The organism is Bartonella vinsonii subsp. berkhoffii ATCC 51672 (genome assembly GCF_902825225.1).
GTDB classification, from domain to species: Bacteria; Pseudomonadota; Alphaproteobacteria; order Rhizobiales; family Rhizobiaceae; genus Bartonella; species Bartonella berkhoffii.
Genome location: NZ_CADEAK010000074.1, coordinates 1 through 887, shown reverse-complemented (window position 1 = coordinate 887; position 887 = coordinate 1). Strand labels below are relative to the sequence as shown.

Below are 887 nucleotides of genomic sequence, written 5' to 3'. Positions count from 1 at the left end.
ATTCTTTTATATTTATTTGCTTTTAAAGCTATATTATAGGCTTTATGAAACGATTGCGTTATTTTTTGAATCTATACATTTATAATATTAAAAAACGCTCTTATTATGCGTATTTTTATCTTTATAACCTATCAATTTTTTTACTAAATGGTTTTTAAGATTTCTGTTAATTTCTTTTATAACGCATTTGCAATTTAACAGCCTTTTATAGGTATTGTCTTTATAATCAACGCTTTCATTTACATATGAGTATTCAAGTTTACTGTTTTTATGCATTCTCTATAGCTGTTATGTTCTTTATAGTCATGGCATCATTTTTTATTTTCATAAGGGAAATGATAAAGATGATAATGTGATTTATTTGTTATAAAACATCTAAAGAGAGATTGATAATTATAGAGATTATCAAAATCTCTTTAAACAGAGATTTTTAAACTATAAAGCTATCATTTTAGATTACGATATAGTCTTTTAAAAGCAATCCAATGTAGAGTGTTTAAAAGTGCAAATGAATTCTTTTTAGAATAACGCATGATAAGAACTCCTTTTAAGATGTTATGTAAGCAGTTTATAAAAGGGGTATAGAGCCCCCCTATAGGTATAAGACCTTATACCCCTTTGTGAGGTTAATATGCCTATCATCTGAGCATGCCAAATCTATTCGGTTTCTCTTATTTCTAATTTTGGTAAGTTTTTAACGATTTTCATTGTTTCTAAACTTACAGTAATAATCCTTTGAAACAATTCTAGAGGGTAGGCAGGGTTGCCAACGGTCTCAACAGCATAGCGATTGGCATCATTCACAATGCCGCTCTTTTTATCAGTCTTAACACATTGACGCTCCATAGCCCATTCAAGAGCGGACTTGCCATTTACTATATACTCAT

Annotated in this window: 1 protein-coding gene; it reads right to left on the bottom strand. The window is 29.2% G+C overall.

The window, feature by feature from the left end; all coding sequences use genetic code 11:
* Window positions 1-657: 657 nt before the first annotated feature.
* Window positions 658-887, bottom strand: a 230-nt coding sequence (locus J7R10_RS08285) for a type ISP restriction/modification enzyme (protein ID WP_343211341.1), incomplete at its 5' end; no start/stop codon positions are given.